Annotated in this window: 17 protein-coding genes and 1 tRNA gene; 14 read left to right on the forward strand and 4 right to left on the reverse strand. The window is 52.7% G+C overall.

What is annotated here, in order from left to right:
- The first annotated feature begins 78 nt into the window (after window positions 1-78).
- The 7 genes from HF675_RS04100 (at window position 79) to HF675_RS04130 (ending at window position 5,097) form a co-directional block, all read left to right on the forward strand.
- On the forward strand, window positions 79-627 hold the full coding sequence (locus tag HF675_RS04100) for a hypothetical protein (protein ID WP_187044110.1): 549 nt from the start codon (window positions 79-81) through the stop codon (window positions 625-627).
- Window positions 628-700: 73 nt separating this feature from the next.
- The gene (locus HF675_RS04105) at window positions 701-1,186 is read left to right on the forward strand and encodes a hypothetical protein (protein WP_187044111.1); all 486 of its coding nucleotides are present in this window, start codon (window positions 701-703) and stop codon (window positions 1,184-1,186) included.
- Window positions 1,187-1,279: 93 nt separating this feature from the next.
- Window positions 1,280-1,882, forward strand: coding sequence for a DUF3085 domain-containing protein (locus HF675_RS04110; RefSeq protein ID WP_187044112.1), 603 nt, complete (start codon window positions 1,280-1,282; stop codon window positions 1,880-1,882).
- Between the two features lie 80 nt (window positions 1,883-1,962).
- Window positions 1,963-2,976 carry an ArdC family protein gene (locus tag HF675_RS04115; RefSeq protein WP_187044113.1) on the forward strand — a complete coding sequence of 338 codons (1,014 nt, stop codon included), beginning with the start codon at window positions 1,963-1,965 and terminating at the stop codon, window positions 2,974-2,976.
- 10 nt (window positions 2,977-2,986) lie between these two features.
- The gene (locus tag HF675_RS04120; RefSeq protein WP_255427334.1) at window positions 2,987-3,256 is read left to right on the forward strand and encodes a TA system toxin CbtA family protein; all 270 of its coding nucleotides are present in this window, start codon (window positions 2,987-2,989) and stop codon (window positions 3,254-3,256) included.
- Window positions 3,257-3,371: 115 nt separating this feature from the next.
- A complete protein-coding gene (locus HF675_RS04125; RefSeq protein WP_187044114.1) occupies window positions 3,372-4,298 on the forward strand; it encodes a DUF1281 domain-containing protein in 927 nt (308 codons plus the stop codon).
- A 121-nt stretch (window positions 4,299-4,419) separates the two neighbouring features.
- Complete coding sequence (locus HF675_RS04130) at window positions 4,420-5,097, forward strand: N-6 DNA methylase (RefSeq protein ID WP_187044115.1); 678 nt, start codon at window positions 4,420-4,422, stop codon at window positions 5,095-5,097.
- Between the two features lie 53 nt (window positions 5,098-5,150).
- On the opposite strand, the gene HF675_RS04135 is transcribed toward HF675_RS04130, so the two are convergent.
- Window positions 5,151-5,318 carry an FxLYD domain-containing protein gene (locus HF675_RS04135; protein WP_187044116.1) on the reverse strand — a complete coding sequence of 56 codons (168 nt, stop codon included), beginning with the start codon at window positions 5,316-5,318 and terminating at the stop codon, window positions 5,151-5,153.
- Window positions 5,319-5,587: 269 nt separating this feature from the next.
- Between HF675_RS04135 and HF675_RS04140 the strand changes: the two genes are divergently transcribed.
- Window positions 5,588-6,670, forward strand: coding sequence for a colicin-like pore-forming protein (locus HF675_RS04140; protein WP_187044117.1), 1,083 nt, complete (start codon window positions 5,588-5,590; stop codon window positions 6,668-6,670).
- 15 nt (window positions 6,671-6,685) lie between these two features.
- On the opposite strand, the gene HF675_RS04145 is transcribed toward HF675_RS04140, so the two are convergent.
- Window positions 6,686-7,081 (reverse strand): colicin E1 immunity protein, encoded by a 396-nt coding sequence (locus HF675_RS04145; RefSeq protein WP_222618805.1) that lies wholly within the window; start codon window positions 7,079-7,081, stop codon window positions 6,686-6,688.
- 46 nt (window positions 7,082-7,127) lie between these two features.
- Window positions 7,128-7,769, reverse strand: coding sequence for a TetR/AcrR family transcriptional regulator (locus tag HF675_RS04150; RefSeq protein ID WP_187044119.1), 642 nt, complete (start codon window positions 7,767-7,769; stop codon window positions 7,128-7,130).
- A gap of 128 nt (window positions 7,770-7,897) precedes the next feature.
- Between HF675_RS04150 and HF675_RS04155 the strand changes: the two genes are divergently transcribed.
- From HF675_RS04155 to HF675_RS04175, 5 genes are all read left to right on the forward strand, one after another.
- Window positions 7,898-9,154 (forward strand): Tm-1-like ATP-binding domain-containing protein, encoded by a 1,257-nt coding sequence (locus tag HF675_RS04155; RefSeq protein WP_187044120.1) that lies wholly within the window; start codon window positions 7,898-7,900, stop codon window positions 9,152-9,154.
- Window positions 9,154-9,981, forward strand: coding sequence for a phosphoenolpyruvate hydrolase family protein (locus HF675_RS04160; protein WP_187044121.1), 828 nt, complete (start codon window positions 9,154-9,156; stop codon window positions 9,979-9,981). Before HF675_RS04155 ends, HF675_RS04160 begins: the two co-directional genes overlap by 1 nt.
- 295 nt (window positions 9,982-10,276) lie before the next feature.
- Window positions 10,277-11,731, forward strand: a complete 1,455-nt coding sequence (locus HF675_RS04165; RefSeq protein WP_187044122.1) for a UvrD-helicase domain-containing protein — start codon at window positions 10,277-10,279, stop codon at window positions 11,729-11,731.
- A complete protein-coding gene (locus tag HF675_RS04170) occupies window positions 11,725-13,488 on the forward strand; it encodes a TraI domain-containing protein (protein ID WP_187044123.1) in 1,764 nt (587 codons plus the stop codon). Before HF675_RS04165 ends, HF675_RS04170 begins: the two co-directional genes overlap by 7 nt.
- Window positions 13,489-13,554: 66 nt before the next feature.
- Window positions 13,555-14,568, forward strand: a complete 1,014-nt coding sequence (locus tag HF675_RS04175) for a site-specific integrase (protein ID WP_187044124.1) — start codon at window positions 13,555-13,557, stop codon at window positions 14,566-14,568.
- Window positions 14,569-14,767: 199 nt separating this feature from the next.
- Here HF675_RS04175 and HF675_RS04180 read toward each other — a convergent pair.
- Window positions 14,768-14,843: transfer RNA gene (locus HF675_RS04180), tRNA-Phe, on the reverse strand.
- Between the two features lie 357 nt (window positions 14,844-15,200).
- Here HF675_RS04180 and HF675_RS04185 point away from each other — a divergent pair.
- Complete coding sequence (locus HF675_RS04185) at window positions 15,201-16,382, forward strand: NupC/NupG family nucleoside CNT transporter (protein WP_105232520.1); 1,182 nt, start codon at window positions 15,201-15,203, stop codon at window positions 16,380-16,382.
- The last annotated feature ends 20 nt before the right edge of the window (window positions 16,383-16,402 follow it).

Consider the following 16,402-nt stretch of genomic DNA (forward strand, 5'->3'; position numbering starts at 1 on the left):
GTAAGCAGTACACCCTGACGGGATTTATTCCCGTCCGGGGGATAAATCCCCCCATTTTTTGTTTCTGGAGGATTTATCGTGAGCACTACTGTGTATTTTGACGCACCACCGTCCCAGGACGCGTGGATTGATTTTACCCTGGCGGTGACCGAGATGTTCTGGTTGCTGCCGGCATCTGCAAGACCTGCAGGTATTGATGTCGCGGGGCAGCTGTTTGCCGGCGGCGCATTTGCTGGCCCTGGTATCCGCCTGTCTTCATGGCCGGCCGATACCCTGCCCGTGCAGGAGATTGTCCCCGGGGATGAGGCGTCGGATTTCTTTAACCGCCTGGTACTCATCCTGATACACAATCTGTGTCCTGGATGCGTGCGCATTGAGCGGGAGCTCTCCAGCCAATCAGGTTGGGAACAACCGCTGATATGGCTGCGTCATCATCTGCAGCGTCCGGCGCTTTCAGCTCCGGGATACGTTGACGCTGCGGCGATGGGGGATCGCTCTATCTGTTTGCACCTTGAACGGTATCGGGACAGTTTGTGTAATGCCGACCTTCCGTACCACTGGCAAGTGATTACGTGGATGGATGAGGTGTTATCCCAACGCAGAAAGTTGACTCAACGCGTCGCCTGATTAAGGCGCGCATTTTACCCGGCAGGGCCTCCCTGCAGGGGAGCTCCTGCCTGTTTACCGAGAGGAGTGACCCATGGGGCTTGATATCGACTTTTTCCGTCAGCGTAAGGCTGACTATTCAATGTTGCCGGTAAACGGCGACTGGACACCTGTTGGTGACTGGGTGCCGTGTTCACCAGCGTGGCTGGAGGACGGCGGTAACTGTGAACAGGCGCCGCGAATATACAACCACAAAACGTGTAATCACTACCATCCGCCGCTGCTGGTTAACACCTGTCATTTTCGCGGGTTTACTGCGTTGATGCATTGGGTGGACAACAGTGTCGGGGACGTCAAAAGCGGTGAGCTGATGGCGTTCGACCGCAACGACGTCCAGATGCTGCAGATGCTGTTGTCACGATTGAATGAAGCGAACTGCCATGAGGAGTTCCCCGATGACTCTCGCGACTACGGCGATGTGTACTGGATGCTTGTCGACTCACTGAAAACGTACGTTAACAGCGTACTGACCGGCTTCGATTTTAGCCGGGATCACCTTTACTTCCGGGCATCGTGGTAACACCACCGCGCTGGCCATAACGTTTTATTTCCCTGGAGGGGTTTCCCCTCCGGGGGAAGTCGTCTCCGCTTTTTCTTTTTAAGGAGACTTAACATGTTGCACTTTGACCCTGAGGCATTGCGCCTGGTCGTAGCCGAAGTTAAGGCCAACCAGTGCGAACTGGCGTTGGCCAAAGACGACGGTGTTTACCTGATATCAGCAGTGGCCGAACGTGGCGATACGGGCCGCGTGAAGCACATAGCATATGCCGACGGCTGTCATCCGGAAAAGGATGACGCCTGGTACGAAACCTCCCGCGTGTTGGTGGGAGGCGACGACTTTTGTGAGCATCTGCAACTGACCGACGAAAGCATGGAACGAATACTTTCAGACGGCTTTGAGCTCTGGATACACGTGCTGCACGACCAGATCCATGTGCATGCGTCACCCGTCATCTGGGTGCCGGTGGCCGAGTACCGTCATATCATTAACCGCATGCAGCGCCTGGCCCATGTCCATTACCGGGCATGTGTCGGCAACGCGGAGTACAAACGCTGGCGCGTCAGCGCCATCGACCTGCTGGCGACAGCCAGTCATACCGACGCTAAACGGGCGAAGCCGGACGACAGGGAGGAGTTCCTCTCGATGTTCGAACGTCTGTATCACCTGGCCGACACGGTTAATGCGGAAGGAGCGATCCGTTTCCCCGCACGTTAATCGTTAACCTATTCTTTGTCCCCTGGGGCGTATTCTTCGCCGCCAGGGGAGGAGTGCGCCTTATTACTGAGGAGTCTCCCATGAAAAAGACATCATCATCACGGCCAGCGAAAAAACGGCCTGAACGTCCCGACCTGTATCAGCAGGTGACGGACAAAATCATCGCCGCCATCGAGCCCGGTACGCTGCCCTGGCGCAAGCCGTGGCAGACGGACCGCTCCCGGATGGCACAGGGTTCGGTAATGCCGCTCAACGGCACCACCGGTAACTTTTACAGCGGCGTCAATGTGCTGCTGCTGTGGTTGTCTGCCTGTGACCAGGGTTTCAGCGCTAACCGTTGGCTGACTTATCTGCAGGCGGAAGCCGCCGGCGGCCACGTGCGTGCCGGCGAGAAGGCGACGCTTGCCGTGGTCTTCAAACCCTGGGAAAAGGATGCGAAGGATGCCGACGGCCGGCAGCTGTTTGACGACGAAGGGAACGCCCTGAAGGAGCGTGTCCCGATGCTGAAGCCGCTGTACCTGTTCAACATTTGCCAGTGCGACGGACTCCCGGATGACGTGGTTGGCGCATTGCCGGCAGACACGCCGGGTGAGGACGACCCACAGGTTGATGAGCGAATACAGACGCAGGTCAGCACGATGGTTGAGGACTGCGGTGTTCACCTTCAGCATGTTTACCAGAACAGGGCGTTTTACACCCCGAGCCATGACCTGATTGTGCTGCCGGAAGTCCGGCAGTTTAAGACGGAAGCGGACTACTGGTCGACGTTGCTGCATGAGCTGGTGCACAGCACCGGTCATGCGACACGTCTTAACCGGGAGGGGATAACGTCTTCTTCACGTAAGCGGGGTGACCCGGTCTATGCGTTTGAAGAGCTGGTTGCCGAGCTGGGCAGTGCATTTCTCTGTGCCCGGATCGGCGTTGCCGGCGACGTCCAGCATGAGAACTACCTGGAAGGGTGGCTGAAAATCATGAAGGAAGACAAACGCGCGCTGTTTCGTGCGAGCAGCCAGGCGCGTCAGGCGACCGAATTTCTGTTAATGCCAGCGGCAGAGACAGAAAAGGTAAAGGCTGACGCCGCGAAGGCGGCTTGAACGGGGAAGCATGATGACCGAGGAACAACACCACTGGCAGACCGTTGCCGACGCGCTTTTGAGCCGGCATTACGGGATGACGCTGAACGACACGGACCTGTGCGAAGAAGTCTGCGTCATTGCCTTGCAGGAGGCCGGTCTACGGCCGTATGAGGCGATTAACGATCTGGCTGAGAAGTATGACCTCGAACGTATCGATGTCAGTGACTATCAGCAGCTGTCGCCTCAGATACGCCTGGCCCATGAGTTACGGGTTTTGCGCGAACTGTCTGGCCATTGACGGCGGTTGAGCCAACAGGCTGACCGCCACTGTTTTACACCTTAACCCAACGGGGGAGATGCTCCCCCGATGGGGGACGTCTCTCCTTTTTTCTTGAATGAAGAGGAGAACTACCATGTCTAACTGGTGCAAAAACCGTTTAGTTGTTACCGGCCAATCCGTGTTTGTCGACGAGCTGCAGCAGTGGGTGAATGGCCATGTCGTTCCTGACTATCGCCATGCCATCCAGCAAAGCTGCAGGATGTTCCTGGCAGGCTGTGCCGGCATATTGAAGCCGGCCACGGTAAAACCGGGAGTTTATGTCCCTTATCCCGGTTTACTGGCACATCCTGGTGTGTCGTCGGCGCAGAACCTGGCTTTTGAGCAGTGGTTCTGGCTGCTGAAAGCCGATGCGCCGCTGACGGCTGAAAATATCCGACAGATTGAGCGGCTCTACAGCCAGTCCGGGATAGCGTCAGTCAAGTGGGAGAACATTCCGCCACTCGCCCAGGCGCGAATAGCGGACGTCATCGAGCGCCAATTTGCCGACTGGTTCGGCATGGTGGGGCTTGACGGTCATGTGGATGCCGGCAGTTGCTGGGAGCGGCTTGGGAATATGCCCGAGTATACCGTGCCCTGCGACATGCTGATGTTGGTCCCCACTCGCCTTGCGACAGAGCTGAACGGAGCTGGCGGCGCGCTGTTGCGTGATGTGCCGGCAACGGTTGACCTGTACGGTCGCCAGTACGGCATTGAATGGCCCTGTGGCCACAACGTCGGCTGCGTGCGTGACAGCATCAATGTCCTGACGGTGCACTTTGATTCTCCGTGGTACGCGCCGGCAGGCGAGGTGATCGGGGAGCTGTCAAAACAGTTCAGTTGCCAGGTTGAGCACAGCTGGCACATGTTCGACGCCGGCCGTAGTGGTTACGACCGTTATGACCACGGCGAACATGTCGATGGCGGCCGAATGGAGCCGGAAGTCCTGGGCGGTGAGGTGATCCAGTTTACCTACGCCGACAAGGATTCCATGCCGTTACCACCGAGCGCTGCTGCGAGTTAAGCGCCCGCTGCAGCACTGACGTTAAACGATGACCACCGGATTTTCCGGTGGTCTTTTTTCATCCCCCGGGGAACATTGTTTCCCGCCCGGGATACGTGTTCCCTTTTTTCGGAGAACACGTATGTCCGGACTTATTAACCATGAAAAAGCGTTCATCTCACTTTTCAATGAGACGGCGCGGTATCACCGTCGCACCAAGGTGTTTGAGGACTTTGTCAGCTGCAGCGTCATCGCGCTGGAGAATCGCCTTTGCTTCAACCAAAAGCGCGAAGACAAATACCTGAAGATCATCAAAGGCTATGAGAAGGCTGATGCCTCGCGTATGGCGCAGCTGCTTGCCCTGGTGTCGACGAGCATGATGGACAAATTCAGTGACTTCCTGGGAAAGGTCTTCATGCAACTGGATCTGGGTGACAAGTACCGCGGCCAGTTTTTCACGCCGTGGGATGTCAGCAGGATGATGGCGCAGATATCTCTGGGCAATGTTGACTCTGTTTTCCAGGATAAACCGTTCATTACACTTGCCGAACCGGCGTGCGGTGCTGGTTGTATGGTGCTGGCCTATGCCGATGTGCTTAATCAGGCGGGCTATCTCTCACACCGCCATATGTGGGTATCAGCGACGGACATTGACCCGCTGGCGGCCGGCATGGCGTATATACAATTGTCGCTCTGTGGCATCGCGGGGGAAGTGGTGATCGGCAACTCGCTGCATAACGAGCGACGCCGAATACTCTACACACCTGGTCACTATCTGGGGAACTGGTCAGCGCGTTTGAAAAGGAAACGGGTTGCATGATGAAGGGGGGACTTAATTAACTAATGCCGGCATATTGCCGGCTTTTTTTAGTGTCAATGTACTGATATTTCAGTGGCTCGGAAGTTGTCAGGTTTGAGTTCAATGCTGTTGTATGGCGCTGCTATTTTCCATGACTGACCTGGTTCAACATGATTAGCCATATCTACGGTTTGGCCAATGATTTGTCCATTCTGCAGAAGATCAAATTTAATCGTATCCATTTTAATTTCGTGATCGGCCTTATTGGTGCCGATTACCCAGTCTTGGTCGATTTGTTGATTTTTTTCTTATGTTTTTTTGTTCTCCATGCTCTTGCTTATATTCTTTTGGTTGTAAGGGCGGGTCTGTAAGTTTAATAATTTTCGCTTTGATTATTTGTTCTTTTGCAGCACAACAGCCAGAGTTATTAATTAATCTATTGCTTGATTAGGATTACCACTCACCTAAGAACTGGGTGCTCTATATTACGTTATCTAAAAGGATATATATTATGTTGAATCCGAATGAAAAATTTATCTTCTGTGCTCCAGAGGAAGGTGGGATGACCGTACATGGTAATCGTGGTGGCGGATATGGCCCGACTGGGCCTAATGGGAATGGTGACGGTTATGGCCACGGCAATGGTGGTGGTCCAAATGTTGCTTGGGGTGGGACATTAACTGATGTCGTTAATGGTGTGGTCATGACATTCATCGGGGTACATGCTATTGGGCCAACTGGACCTAATATTCATTGGGGGGGAGATAGCAATGGTTATTCTGGTGGTTCATGGGGAACCTTAGAGAACACATCTAAAGCATCTGTAACAACTCCGATTATAACTCACTCTTATACTTTTATGCCTGATGGACACCTGAATTTCCGGCGTGACCTTTATAATGTTATGATGAACAGAGATTTAACGTTTAGGGTTAATGTCATCAATCAGGACCCTGAACAAATAGACGTCAGCGTGACAAAGGTTCCACGAGGCGGAGCTAGTTTAGGAAAAGAGCGGGCTGAAGACGTTAAAAGAATAATGAAGGATTTCCTACAATATGAGTCGGCCATCCATTTCATGGCTGACTTTTATAAGGAAGTAACCCAGAAGTTTGGCGAACGTTCTACTAAAATTGCACAGAACCTGGCCGACTCGGTAAAAGGAAAAACAATTCGCAATACCAACGAAGCCTTGGCCGCATACGAGAAATACAAAGGGAATATCAATAAGAAACTGAGTGCAGCGGATCGTGAAGCTATCGCTACAGCTCTGGAATCTCTTAATCATCAACAGATGGCAAATAATCTGATTAAATTCAGCAAAGCGTTTGGCTATGTAGGTAAATCATTAGATAGATTTGACCTTGTTATGGAGTTGGCAAAAGGTATTAGAAATGATGACTGGGCGCCATTCTTCGTTAAGGTGGAAACGTTGACTGCCGGCCGGCTGGCTACAGCATTGGTAGCTTTCATCTTCTCTCTGTTGTCTCTGACCCCAATGGGACTTTTGGGATATGGCTTGCTCATGGCTATCACCAGCGCTCTTATCGATGATGCGCTGGTTAAAGAAGTCAATGACGTCATCTTTGGCTGATGTGAAAGCCGAACCCTACTTCTTCATTGTAGTTGTAGGGTTCTTTTTTGAGAAGGATACAAGGATGTATATTAACCCTAATGGAATGGCCAAGATAAAGCATAATAGATAGAACATGGCATAAAGACCATTCTTTCCAATGTCATCCTTGAAAATTCCAGTATTCCAAAATTCCTCAGAAGTATAACGCAATGCAATGTCTTCTATCATTTTTTTAGAAAATGGCATCAATAATGCGCAACTTAGAAGGACGGGAACAGCGTATGACATTGGAAATGAGGGGTAAAAATACATGGCTATAATAAGCATGATCGCGGTGGTTAATCCGTTTAGCAGATTCTTAAAATAGTATTTTTTACCCATACCCTTTCCCTTCTCAACAATAAAATGCGTGACTTCGTATATTTCCACTATTTCCGACGGTAACAGTATATACCATTTCTGGCGAAACTTACGATCATGGGACATCTCCCTCATTGAAGCACTTTTCTTGGCTTAGAGCTTGCTGCAGCATCAGCTTGGCGCCCCATGTGGTTAGCTCGATGATTTCCTCCTGCTTCAGGCCGAATGTATCTTTGAGTACTGTCATTGCTTCGGTGCCATACAGCACTGACATCAGCATCACCAGCTTTTGAACTTTGTCCTGCGGGAGCTGAGACTCCAGCGGCGCTAATGCTTCAGTGAGCGCTTCCCGGCGGTTGCTTCTCTTGCATAAAAAATCTTCTTCATCATCGTTTTCCGCAGCATGAGACGTTTGCCAGCGGTGTTGTGAAATACGCATGGCGTCACGCATCAGTCCTTCATGGGAGTAAAGCTCGCCATATCCCCAGGTCAGCAAGTGGGTGATATTTTCCTCAGCATCAGCGCCCATTCTGGGTCTTTCTGCAGCGCCAACCACCTGTTTGACGACATACTCAACGAACTCGCTGTGTGTCGTGAAGTAGCTCCGGAGGGTGACCTTCGCATACTCGGCTTCCCGGGTGATCTCCTCGGGTGAAGGGAATTTGTCTTCCTTGTAGAGTTTGAGCGCCGCATTAACCAGGCGCTCCAGGGTTCGGCGGCGTACAGGGGACAGATTGTTCTCGTCGAATAGTTGCATGTTTTTTGTCTCGCTCAACAAAAAATATCACAAGTGATAAAAATATCTTGAATGATATAAAATATTAGCCTAGCTTTATATTGCACGATATCAATCAATCTTTCACGCCTTATCATGGAGTGAGTGTTATGGCCTCGTTTGTGTATGTCATTGGCACCGCAGACACCAAGCTGGATGAGTTGGTCTGGCTGAAGTCGCGTTTGCACGTCGCCGGCGTGGATTCACATATCATTGATGTGTCCACAGGAACGCCGTCGGAGTTAAGTGAAAACAGTAAGATAGATATTACTTCCTCGCAGGTCGCCGAATATCACCCAGAGGGCTGCACAGCGGTCTTTTGTAATGAGCGTGGTCGCGCAGTGACGGCCATGTCCGTCGCGCTGACGCGTTTTTTACGTAGCACCTCGGAAGATATTGCTGGTCTGATCGGGGTAGGTGGTTCTGGTGGCACCGCCTTGATCACTACTGCGATGAAATCCATGCCGATTGGCATACCCAAGCTGATGGTGTCCACCATGGCGTCCGGCAACGTCGGCGGTTATGTGGGTGGTGTGGATATCGCCATGCTGTATACCGTGACGGATCTCAGCGGCCTTAACTACCTTTCCCGCACCATTCTGGCGAATGCCGCCAATATGATGGCCGGCGCTGTTAACCATGCCGTAGCACCTGACAGAGCTCGAAAGCCTGTACTCGGCCTTACCATGTTTGGCCTGACTACGCCTTGTATCAACCAACTGATAACCGCATTTAATGAGCAGTATGACCCGTTGGTGTTCCATGCAACGGGTAACGGTGGTACGTCCATGGAACACCTCGTTGAAAATGGCGAGGTAGTGGGGGTTATTGATATCACATTGACCGAAGTGGCCGACTTGCTGTTTGGTGGCGTCCTGGCGTGCCCGGAGACGCGGCTCGATAGTATCGCCCAGACTGAAGTGCCGTGGGTTGGCAGTGCCGGCGCCCTCGACATGGTCAATTTTGGGGAGCCTGACAGCATACCTGAGCGTTATGCTCAGCAAAGAAAGTTTGTCGAGCATAACGCTCAGGTGACGCTAATGCGCACAACACCAGAGGAAAACTACCAGCTCGGCGTGTGGATTGGCGAAAAGCTCAATCGATGCAATGGGCCGGTACGTTTCTTACTACCAGAAGGCGGATTTTCCGCGCTTGATGCTCCTGGCCAGCAGTTCTTCGATCCAAAGGCAAGGCAAGCCTTTGCCGAAGGGTTGGAGTCGACTGTGTTACAGACGAGCCGGCGCCGGATTATCAAAACGCCTCACCATATTAACGCACCTGAATTTGCAGCACTTGTGATTGAGGAGTTCAACGCAGTCATGCAACACCAGGGAACCTCTCATCACTCAACACCAGGGAAACTTTAATGAATAACTACAAAGTACTTGTTGAAAGTCTGAAACAGAAAGTCGTCCGTGATGAATCGATTATCGGTGCCGGCGCCGGCACAGGTCTTTCCGCGCGTAGCGAAGAGGCCGGCGGTGTTGACCTGATCGTCATCTACAACTCGGGGCGTTTCCGGATGGCGGGTCGTGGCTCTCTGTCCGGTTTGATGCCGTATGGCAATGCCAACCAGATAGTCCGTGAGATGGGTGATGAAGTCCTGCCTGTCGTCAAGCGCACACCGGTGCTTGCCGGTGTTTGCGGCACGGATCCGTTCTGCAACCTCTCGCCGTTTCTGGACGAACTGAAGAGTCAGGGATTTGCGGGTGTGCAGAACTTCCCGACCGTGGGCCTCATCGACGGTAACTTTCGCAAGAACCTGGAAGAGACCGGCATGGGCTATCAGTTGGAAGTCGATATGATACGTCTGGCGCATGAGAAGGGGATGTTGACAACACCGTATGTCTTCAATCCGGATGATGCGGTAGCGATGACCCAGGCTGGCGCAGACATTATTGTCGTGCACATGGGGCTGACTACCGGCGGAGATATTGGCGCCGAAACCGCACATGACCTTGAGTCCTGTATACCGATTATCAACGCCTGTGCCTGGGCGGCGAAAGCGGTGCGGGATGACGTGATTGTGCTGTGCCACGGCGGCCCTATCGCGGAGCCGGAAGATGCGGCGTATATCCTGGCGCATTGCCCTGATTGCCATGGCTTCTACGGCGCCAGTTCCATGGAGCGGTTACCGACTGAAAAAGCGATTAAAAATACCGTCGAAGTATTTAAAAAAATAAAACGGAATTAATTACTACGTTAATTTCCGAATAATAAACAGGGTAAAGAATAATGATGGTAGCGCCCTGAATATAATAAAAATATTTAATTTCGCCTCAAACGCCCACGTGGATGATTTATCCACGTGGTCTTTTTGCGGCCTTTTGCCTCACCAGACTGAAGCAGCATGAGAGTGATAACGGTATATCACCCTGAATACGCTTGAACAGGATAAATCTTTTCTTCCGGGAAAAGAGTTTCCTGTGGTGCGTATCGTGCCGACCTGCGCAGCATAGCGCCGGTCCCGTTTTAATGGAGTGCTGCTGATGTCTTATTCTGATACACCTGAACAGGCCGCTATTATCGGCTGGTCTGGTCATCGCCTGGTCGTCAGAGCGTTTGCCGGCACGGGCAAAACGTCCACCCTGGTGCGCTATGCCCTGGCGAACCCGAACAGCAGGATGCTCTACCTTGCGTATAACCGCGCGGTCAGAGATGAAGCCGAACAGAAATTCCCGTTCAACGTTGAGTGCAAAACGTCGCATCAGCTGGCCTGGCCAAACTTCGGCCGTCATTACCAGAAGCGATTAACAGGAAATCTGCGGATCACCGACGTTGCCCGCCTGCTCAATACCCGTCACTGGCCGCTGGCCAGGACGGCGATCATGACCTTCAATGCCTTTTTGTGCAGTGGTGACCACGAATTTGGGCCGCAACACCTGCCGGATGAAGAAGACCGCAGCGGGGTATCCGCTGAAAGGATCCTGACGGCCGCACAATTGTTATGGCGTGAGTCTGCGCGTCAGGACGGCACTTTTCCGGTCACGCACGATGTCTATCTCAAGCTGTATCAGCTTTCTCAGCCAGATCTCTCAAAACGCTGGCAAACGTTGCTGTTCGACGAGGCGCAGGATGCCAATCCGGTGACACAGAGCCTGGTGCTGGCGCAGAATTGTAATGTGGTGCTGGTCGGCGATCGTCATCAGCAGATTTACCGCTTCCGAGGTGCCGAGAATGCCCTCGATGCGCCGGCACTGGTTGACGCTGAACGGTTGAATCTGACCCACAGTTTCCGGTTTGGACCTGCGGTGGCCAGCGTGGCCAACATGCTGCTGGCCCGCCAGGGAGAAACGCTGCCCGTTGTGGGTGATAGCGGTGAAGACGCCGTGGTCACACGTTTGCCAGAAGAAAAGCGGGGAGAGCACGTCACGGTATTAAGCCGAACCGTTGCCGGCGTGATTGGCGCAGCGCTTGATGCCAGTCTCGCCGGCCAGAAGGTGTTCTGGGTCGGCGGTATCGCCGGCTACAAAACCGAAGAGCTCGAAGACCTGTACTGGTTCTCGGCAGACATGCCGGAGCGTATGCGCTCGCCGGTGTTGTCGCGGGAATATCGTGATTTTGATGAATTTGAATCGGTGGCCAAGGCCACGAAAGATCCGGAAATGAACCAGGGTCTGCGCCTGCTTGAACAATATTTCCCGTTACCGCAGAAACTGCAGGTGATGCGTGAGCATGCCGTCACGGACGAAACTCAGGCTCAGGTCACGGTTTCGACGGCGCACCGCAGTAAGGGATTGGAATGGCCGGTGGTCGCCCTGAACGAGGACTTTGCCGATATCACTGACCCGCTGTTACCAGAGGATGAGCGCACGGACGAAACCAATCTGCTCTATGTGGCCGTTACTCGCGCGCGGAATACCCTGGTCATCAATGCCTTGCTTCAGGCGCTTCTCGATGAAGACGCCGGTGATGATATGGAAGGGGACATGGCGGCATGCTGAAGGCGATCAAGGAGCTGCTGGTCGGCACGGCGCCGACCAGGGCTAAATCATCCTCTGTGGCTTCATCGCCTGCTGGGCCGGCGGGGTATTTTATGCCGCAGTCCGCCACGCAGCTGCTGGACATGCCTGCTCGTAAACAGTGCCTGCAGCAGCTGTGGGAAAACAGTGCGCTGCCAAAGGATTTGTACGAAAAGTTTTATCTGCAGCCGCTCCATCACCTGGTGACGTTGATGCAGGTGCTGCCGGCAACCCGACAGGGTGAGTATGCCAGCGAAGGTGGTCTGGTCGATATCACGCTGCAGACGACGACCTATGCCGTTCGCCTGGCCAAGGGGCATATGTTGCCTCCAGGTGCGGCACCTGAAGATCAGTCAGCGCAAAATATTCTGTGGAACGCGGTGGTGTTTTACGCGGCGCTCTGGCGTTACCTGCCGCAATTAGACCTGGTAGAAGGCGAGTTTCAAAGCGGCCGGGCGTGGTTACCTGGTGTCACGGTTCCTGCCGAACCTTACCGTTTTCGATTCAAGCTGGCGGCGCCAGAACCAGATATCACGATGAGCCAAAGCGCGTTAATAGCGTGCCGTCTGCTGCCGGCGGAAGCGGTCAACTGGCTGTCTACCCTGCCGGCTGCAGCGCAGGCAGTGATGCTGATAGCGTCACGTCAGCCGAGCTCCCTGCCGGTGATCGATGAAATTATCCAGGAGGCCGTCAAGCTGGCACGCGGTGATGCCATTGCCAACCCAGTGGCCGTTGCCATTCCTTCCTCTCCAATGCCCGTGCCGTCAGAGACATCGCCAGTGCCTGTTAGCACACCTGCTGCGCAGGTTGCGCTGGAGAGCAGTGTACCTGGTGTTGATTTGCAAAGTGCTGTGTCGGGAGAGCCGGTTCCAGCTGAGGGCCAGGGCAAAAGTGCTGACACTGTCGCAGCCGTCAGCTCGGAAGAAGCCATGCCTGCTCCATCCGGTGATGTACTGCTGAGCTCCGCGCTGGATACACCCGTTAATGATTTACCCCTGGCCGAGATGGTTGTTGCACCCGAACCTGCTGTTGAGGTTGAGGAGGATATGCAGGCGCTGCTTTCGCTGATGAATGTCAGTGTATCTGCGCCGGAGGCTCCCGAGATGCAGTCTCAGGAGGACGCCCCCCAGGAGGAAGATCCTGAGCTTGCACAACGTGAACGACCGGCAACAGATTTGCCCACTGTAGCGGATCGTGAGCCGGCAGTGCCAGAAAAGACACCAATCCTGACGGCAAGCGCTGCCCCCTCTAAGGATGTCGTTGCTCGTGCAGAAACAGCTATACCTCAATCGCCTCCTGAACAAACGGAACCTGGGACAGACAAGGAAAGCGCAGTGGTCAGTGGGGAGGTTGTACCAGTCTCCGATGAGCATTCCGGAGAACTGTTCTGGCAGTGGCTGAGCGCCGGCCTGAGTTCAGGAGACATCCCGATTAATACGGTAGAGGCGAGGGTGCACCTGGTTGCCGGGTTCGTCTTTATCACGGTGCCGGGAATTTTCTACCTTTACCTGAAGCAAACCGGATTAGCCGGTGAACAGCGTGAAGCATTACAGGATAGTTTCGAGCGCCTGGACAAGCATCGCCGAGTGAAGGGTAAGCGTTTTTATTTTGCAGAGTTGTATGCCAGCGCAGAACGCAAAGGATCTTTCAAGCGAACGAAAGGGTATCTCATTAAAGCCAGTTTACTCTACCGAGGTGTGCTCGTACCTGACGACAGTCCGGTATTGGTTATCCCTTGATAGAGATTGCCTGTGTCTTCAAGCACGACTGCTTATGACACTTAATATCAACCCCGGGGGTATATCATGAACAAACGAGGAATAATGGACTGGGAAACGCTACTTGAGGAGTATTTCTTCTCAAAACCACTCCGACCAGAAACTGAAAGCAGCTACCGAAAAGTGGTCGCAGTTTTCCAAAAATTTATTGGCGAAGATAAGTTGCCGGACGAGGTGACGCATCGTGATTTGATTCTCTGGAGAAGGGACATGCTTGGACGAGGTCTGACTACCAGTACGTGGAATAATAAGGTTCGCCATTTACGGGCGCTTTATAACCAGGGGATAAAGAAAAATTGGCTTACGATTACAGATAACCCACTTGATGAAACGCAGGTTCCTCCTGGTAATAAGCGAAAGAAGATACTAAATCGCAATCAGATCGTTAGGCTCAATTTAGTATTGGCGCAGTTCGAAGAGCGTGAAAAGTTACGAATAGGAAAGCCTCGTCCGTGTGCTCTGTATCCTGTCTGGTATTGGCGCACGGTCATTGATGTGTTGCGTTCTACTGGCATGCGACAAAATCAATTGTTGCATATCCGTCTGATGGATGTCGATTTGGAAGCAAACTCGATGTTGCTTTGTAAAGAAGGCAGCAAGACACATCGTGAGTGGCTGGTACCCATAGTTAGCTTTGTTCGCGAACGCATGCAAATACTCGTAGAAAGAGCTAAAAACCAAGGTGCTGAGCCGGAAGATTATCTGTTCGATGTGGATCGATTTAAAAATCCTCTGGGGGAAGTAGGGCTGGAGCCTGAAATACAGCCTGTACGATCTTTCTTTACCCGACTGAGCAAGGAATGCGGTTTCAAGGTAAGCCCACATCGGTTTAGGCATACCCTGGCAACAGAGATGATGAAGTCGCCAGATCGCAACTTGGCCATGGTGAAAGGCCTGCTGGGGCACCGCAGCGTGAGTACAACCATGGAATATGTAGAGTTGGATTTGAAGATAACCGGGCAGGCATTAGAAGACGAGTTGTCTCTCTATATGGATGTGATTCCTGTCCGGGAAGAAGAAGTTAGGCTTGCCTTGACATAACTTTAACAAGCTGTAAAAATCAACAGTGATCGAGAAAAGGACGCCTGTGCTACTACACAGGCATCCTTTTTAAGAGGAACCTAATTATCAATATCGAGTGTGCGGATGTCTCATAAACACTGCGATACCGAGTTTAAGTTCCTTTGTTCCGCCCGTTAAAGGATTTGCCTCTAACCAGCGTGCTCTTATGCAGAATTAGTGGTGCCCGGACTCGGAATCGAACCAAGGACACGGGGATTTTCAATCCCCTGCTCTACCGACTGAGCTATCCGGGCAACGGGGCGCATTAAACCGTAAAGGCCGGGTGTCGTCAACGGCTTTCTGCCACAAAGCGTTTGGTTGCTCCCTTTTTAGTCAATCCACATCACCCCAGCAGGGCATCTGCAGGCTCCGCCACGCCTATCGTTCCCGCTTCCTTTTTCTGTTTCCGTCGGTTTTCCCGCCGCTGCCGCCGCTTGCCGGTTTTAACCAAAATTTAACCATTAATCATGCGTTTCCCGTTGACCAATGGCTTTTTTGTGCTCAATGTCACTTTAATAACATTGGGTGTCTGATATGTTCATAAAATAACATTTTTATATGTATGACTATGCGTCCTGACAGGGCGGCATACAATTTCCCGGGGAAGAAATATGAAGTATCTAATTGGTATATCAAGCATTTTGGTTATTTATGCTTTGGCGGTGTTGGTGAGTAATAACCGTAAAAATATTCGCTACCGACCGCTGGGTGTGATGTTATTGTGCCAATTTGTTATGGCATTGTTACTGCTGAAAACGGACGCCGGCAATACCGGCATCGCCGCCGTGGCCGGAGTATTTGGCCATCTGTTGGCCTACGCCAATGAAGGCGTCAACTTTGTGTTCGGCGGCCTGCTGAATAAAGGAGAGATCTCGTTCTTCCTGTCGGTATTGCTGCCTATCGTGTTTATTTCCGCGCTGATCGGCATTTTGCAGCACTGGCGTATTCTGGGCTTTATCATCAAGTACATCGGTCTCGGGCTCAGCAAAATCAACGGCATGGGGCGTCTGGAGTCCTATAACGCAGTAGCGTCGGCGATCCTCGGCCAGTCCGAAGTGTTTATCTCGGTAAAAAAACAGCTCGGCCTGCTGCCGGAGCATCGCCTGTATACGCTGTGCACCTCGGCGATGTCGACGGTCTCGATGTCGATTATCGGCGCCTATATGGTGATGCTGGAGCCGCGCTACGTGGTGACGGCGTTAGTTCTGAACCTGTTCGGCGGTTTTATCATGGCGTCGTTGATCAACCCTTATCAGGTGAACCCGCAGGAAGATCTGCTGGACGTCAGCGAAGGGGAGAAGCAGAGCTTTTTTGAAGTGCTGAGCGAGTACATCCTCGACGGCTTTAAAGTGGCGGTGATCGTCGGCGCGATGCTGATCGGCTTTATCGCGTTAATCGCCATGGCCAACGCCATCTTCACCGCGCTGTTCGGCATCTCTTTCCAGGATATTCTCGGCTACCTGTTCTCGCCGCTGGCGTTCCTGATCGGCGTACCGTGGCATGAAGCCGTGCAGGCCGGCAGTTTGATGGCGACCAAAATCGTCAGTAACGAATTTGTCGCGATGCTGAACTTCTCACAGGGCGACTTTAATTTCTCCGAGCGTACCGTGGCGATCATCTCCGTCTTTATGGTGTCGTTCGCCAACTTCTCCTCCATCGGCATTATCGTCGGCGCGATCAAGGCGCTGGACAGCAAGCAGGGGAACAGCGCGGCGCGCTTTGGTCTGAAATTGCTGTACGGCTCAACGCTGGTCAGCTTCTTGAATGCGACGGTGGTGGGGCTGCTGTTTTAACCCGGCCACATCGGGGCAGT

The sequence above is a fragment of the Serratia sp. JUb9 genome, from assembly GCF_014298095.1.
GTDB classification, from domain to species: Bacteria; Pseudomonadota; Gammaproteobacteria; order Enterobacterales; family Enterobacteriaceae; genus Serratia_B; species Serratia_B rhizosphaerae.

Excerpts from the sequence above, each read along its gene's own strand:
- HF675_RS04105 (WP_187044111.1), top strand. The coding sequence starts at position 701 with ATGGGGCTTGATATCGACTTTTTCCGTCAGCGTAAGGCTGACTATTCA.
- HF675_RS04110 (WP_187044112.1), top strand. The coding sequence starts at position 1,280 with ATGTTGCACTTTGACCCTGAGGCATTGCGCCTGGTCGTAGCCGAAGTT.
- HF675_RS04115 (WP_187044113.1), top strand. The coding sequence starts at position 1,963 with ATGAAAAAGACATCATCATCACGGCCAGCGAAAAAACGGCCTGAACGT.
- HF675_RS04120 (WP_255427334.1), top strand. The coding sequence starts at position 2,987 with ATGATGACCGAGGAACAACACCACTGGCAGACCGTTGCCGACGCGCTT.
- HF675_RS04125 (WP_187044114.1), top strand. The coding sequence starts at position 3,372 with ATGTCTAACTGGTGCAAAAACCGTTTAGTTGTTACCGGCCAATCCGTG.
- HF675_RS04130 (WP_187044115.1), top strand. The coding sequence starts at position 4,420 with ATGTCCGGACTTATTAACCATGAAAAAGCGTTCATCTCACTTTTCAAT.
- HF675_RS04135 (WP_187044116.1), bottom strand. The coding sequence starts at position 5,318 with ATGGATACGATTAAATTTGATCTTCTGCAGAATGGACAAATCATTGGC.
- HF675_RS04140 (WP_187044117.1), top strand. The coding sequence starts at position 5,588 with ATGTTGAATCCGAATGAAAAATTTATCTTCTGTGCTCCAGAGGAAGGT.
- HF675_RS04150 (WP_187044119.1), bottom strand. The coding sequence starts at position 7,769 with ATGCAACTATTCGACGAGAACAATCTGTCCCCTGTACGCCGCCGAACC.
- HF675_RS04155 (WP_187044120.1), top strand. The coding sequence starts at position 7,898 with ATGGCCTCGTTTGTGTATGTCATTGGCACCGCAGACACCAAGCTGGAT.
- HF675_RS04160 (WP_187044121.1), top strand. The coding sequence starts at position 9,154 with ATGAATAACTACAAAGTACTTGTTGAAAGTCTGAAACAGAAAGTCGTC.
- HF675_RS04165 (WP_187044122.1), top strand. The coding sequence starts at position 10,277 with ATGTCTTATTCTGATACACCTGAACAGGCCGCTATTATCGGCTGGTCT.
- HF675_RS04170 (WP_187044123.1), top strand. The coding sequence starts at position 11,725 with ATGCTGAAGGCGATCAAGGAGCTGCTGGTCGGCACGGCGCCGACCAGG.
- HF675_RS04175 (WP_187044124.1), top strand. The coding sequence starts at position 13,555 with ATGAACAAACGAGGAATAATGGACTGGGAAACGCTACTTGAGGAGTAT.
- HF675_RS04185 (WP_105232520.1), top strand. The coding sequence starts at position 15,201 with ATGAAGTATCTAATTGGTATATCAAGCATTTTGGTTATTTATGCTTTG.